At 42.4% G+C, this 3180-nt stretch carries 2 protein-coding genes and 1 pseudogene; all 3 read right to left on the bottom strand.

The genetic code is table 11. The features are described 5' to 3' along the window. Positions 1–521 precede the first annotated feature (521 nt). On the bottom strand, positions 522–959 hold the full coding sequence (locus O9323_RS03745) for a type II toxin-antitoxin system VapC family toxin (protein ID WP_004158519.1): 438 nt from the start codon (positions 957–959) through the stop codon (positions 522–524). Further along, positions 946–1188, bottom strand: a complete 243-nt coding sequence (locus tag O9323_RS03740; RefSeq protein ID WP_002776825.1) for a hypothetical protein — start codon at positions 1186–1188, stop codon at positions 946–948. Before O9323_RS03740 ends, O9323_RS03745 begins: the two co-directional genes overlap by 14 nt. A 325-nt stretch (positions 1189–1513) precedes the next feature. Next, positions 1514–2290, bottom strand: a pseudogene (locus tag O9323_RS22525) (lectin OAA family protein); the annotation flags it as partial. Positions 2291–3180 lie beyond the last annotated feature (890 nt).

Here is a 3180-nt window from a genome sequence, read left to right as displayed (position 1 = left end):
GATTGTCTATCTTTTGGTATTAATCTATTTGTGCCTTAAGTCCTTTCCTGTATGAATTTCAGCTACTTTTGAGCGTAGTTGCTCTCATCGAATTTTATTTTAAGTTAATTATTTGCATAACAATTCCCGAAGAGCCGGAGTCTGTTAGATCTACAATATATTTTTTCTTCGGCATTTTTTTGTCTGAAGTTGGATAACTTCTTCCAGATTAGCTCTTTTTTTATCCCTCAACACAAAATTGATGCTCTACTATTAATTTATCAGCAAACACAAACGGAATTGCACTTAATCAGAACCGGGAGTCATAGCGATCTTTTTAATTAAAATTGCTCAATCAATGAGGGTGCGTTACATTAACATTAACGCACCCTACTGGACTGTTTCAACTAAAATAGGGCGATAGATTTCGGCTTAAAGTCTTAGATTATAGAATTTATAGCATTTTTCTAATACACCAAATTAGCTGAAGCAGTCCACTACAAGATCTACAAGATCCGCGATCGCACTAAAATAGAAGCAGGTTAATCCAACGCACCCAACGATACTTGAAAGAGGTTTTGGAAAGGTTGGGTATTCTTCCAGCGATAGGTATTGAAATCTCGATAGTCAACAGAAAGAATTTGACCATGACCTAATTCTTCTGCAAGAATAACTAGAGACGCATCCGCTAAATCCATTGGCAAGTCTCTATACTTTTGCATAAGTTGCTCAATACGCTGGCAATGATTTTGTTTGAGGTCAAATACCTGTAGTTTTCCGATATAAATTTTGTGAATAAAGATTTTAGGCGCGTCTATTCCTATTCTTTTTTGTAATAGATAGCAAGTCTCAGTGACGACACACCAGGTTGTAATAAATTTCTCATTTGCTAAATTTTGAAATTGTTTTTTTGCTGATTGGTGAACGAGATCGTTTTTATTGGCAAGAGCAAGCCAAAAGCCTGTGTCAACAATGATCATATTTTTGATTAAGTTCAGTGTCCAAATAGGTTTTATAATTTTTTGAGAGGTCTGGTTCGGCTTCCATACAACCGATAAAATCTGACCAATCTTGAGTTGTATGTCCTGTCATTTCTTGCTGGTTCAGAAAATAGCGTTTTTTTAGGACATCTACGAGTTCAATAATGGTCTGTTGTGCATCGAGGGGAAGAGAGGCAATATCTTGTTGGATAGTATCTAGGTTTATCATAATATCATCTGTGTTTTCTTTCTTATTTATTTATTATATCCTAGCTCTTGTAAGATAAGTAGGTAGGCGTTGAAAGTTGTCAGACACCCCCCTTATCAAGGGGGGCAGGGGGGATCGAACCTAAAATCCATTTTTAATTTAATTATAACCAGCTACTTAGTGGCGAAGCGTAACGCATTGATTTTAGAAGCATTAAATCGTGATGGCACGTTACGGCTTCCATTTTAAAACAAATCTCCATAAATAAGGTGCGTTACATTAACATTAACGCACCCTACAAGAGCGGCGATCGCACTACAGGATTATGCGATCACACTTCGGCAAATTATCTCAGGGTAGCACGGAAGCCAATTGGCCCTTCGCCCGCATAGGTATTGGTGCCTTGCAAGGTCTGGCCGTTGTCATTGGAGGTAACATCAAGAGCAGTAATATTTTGACCAGTGCGGCAGCCTAGCACCCAAGATCCACCCGGATTCCATGGAGCGGACGACCCACCCCACTGATTCTGCACTGCATAGGTATTCGATACCATTTGGGCGCCATTGAAACCAATGGGTCCTTCGCCCGCATAGGTATTGGTGCCTTGTAACGATTTTCCACCATCGCCGGATGAGACTTTAACAGCGACGACGGTCTGGTTGCCGCGACAACCCATGACCCAAACCCCGCCCGGATTCCACGGAGCGGACGAGCCACCCCACTGGTTTTCTACATCATATACGCCGCCATCAACTGCTACGCTCTGAAAGCCGATGGGTCCCTCCCCTGCATAGGTCATGGTGCCATTCAAGGTGTTGCCGCCATCGCTGGAGGTGATGTCAATGGCAACGACATTTTGACCAGCGCGGCAACCAATCAGCCAAGTTCCGCCCGGATTCCAAGGGGCGGTGGCTCCCCCCCACTGGTTCTGTACCACATAGGTGTTAGTTTGAGTCAGACTTGCTGTGAAGCCGATAGGTCCTTCTCCTTTGTAGGTCATGGTTCCGACCAAGGTTTTGCCGTTATCGTTTGAACTGACATGAAGCGCGACAACGGGCTGACCTGATCGACAGCCGATAACCCAAACGCCTCCTTCATGCCACGGAGCTGAGGAACCGCCCCATTGGTTCTGAACTTAATAAAGGTTGTTTTTTGACATACCCCACGCCGTAAACGGACGTGGATTCTTCTAGCATCACTGCTGTGAATTTCTGGCTCAACGAGTCCACTTGAATTAGATTCCTGGCGAAATCCCACCCAGAGGTGGTTCTCTCCTCAGACTTTCGCTCCCTTACAGAAGCCTGTTTTCGTATGCCCTACGATACAGTTCAAAACCTCTAAAATAATTGGTTTCTCTGGTACTTGACGCTTAGAGCTTTTACCTATAGGAGCATTCCCCTATAGAACCCCATAACTCTAGTTTTCAAGGTGCGTTCATCCTGCGATGACTGGGTTTTTTAAGCGGTTGCTTACCCTGCCCGCTATTCTTAATATCATACATCAGATAAAGTCGCCCTAAAAGGGCGAGGCTTTAAACCCAATTTTTCGGTAATTTGCTAGTTGTTGACATGAATCTCTCCTTAAGTTGGTTGTGATCTTGGGAGCCTAACGTTCCAGTTAAGAGGCTGCCAACAACCTTTGCCGCAACACCGACCGATTTTGTCAGTCCGCTCCAACCAGGTTGTTAGGCAGTTCATTTGGATCGCCTACACAGACTACTAGTCTGTCAAGTTTGAATTGAGGGATAGAGTTTTTTTAATTTAATACGCGCATCAGCAGTAGTAAATCTCCAGTCAACTGAATTTGACTTTCCATTTAGCTCTTTTTTTATCCTTCAAAACAAAATTGACTCCTCAATACTCTACAATCAAGCAAAATATTTTTCCAGAGGATTTTTTATGGAAATATTCAATCCTATCTATATAGATAAGTAAATGGTTGGTTCTCTTATTCTTTGTGTGATCAGTGTAACTTATATAGTAGCGATCGATCTTTGTGTCCTCTGTGTCTGGA

This window comes from Microcystis sp. LE19-131.1A (assembly GCF_027532015.1).
Classification (GTDB): Bacteria; Cyanobacteriota; Cyanobacteriia; order Cyanobacteriales; family Microcystaceae; genus Microcystis; species Microcystis ichthyoblabe_A.
The sequence above is the reverse complement of the archived record's forward strand: the minus strand, read 5'-3'. Positions and strand labels throughout refer to the sequence as shown.